Annotated in this window: 1 pseudogene; it reads left to right on the top strand. The window is 56.6% G+C overall.

The annotated features are described in order from the left end of the window. A pseudogene (locus tag AC1RQI_RS17140) lies at positions 1–257 on the top strand (hypothetical protein); the annotation flags it as partial. Positions 258–318 lie beyond the last annotated feature (61 nt).

The raw sequence follows: 318 nt of genomic DNA, 5'->3' as shown, positions 1-318 counted from the left end.
CATCAATGTGTCACTGGTGGACCTGTCTTTCATTGCCACCCGCGACACCTGCGCGGAAGAAATCAACCTGGCCATGAGGGCAGCCGCCGAAGGCTCGCCACGCTAAGATCCTGGCCTGGTACGACAATGAATGGGCTTTCTCGAACCGCATGCTGGACAACGCACTGGTACTGGGAAGCCAACAAGCCACGGCCCGAAGCCGTGGCGCACGGCTGTCGATAGTCGGGCTCACCCGTCCTAGCCTGAATTTCTCATGAGAAGGCGGTGAAAGGAAGGAAGAAGCGGCTTAAAGTGGTATAATTTCAGGACGTTACACCA

Source organism: Salicola sp. AFF1, assembly GCF_056783195.1.
The sequence above is the reverse complement of the archived record's forward strand: the minus strand, read 5'-3'. Positions and strand labels throughout refer to the sequence as shown.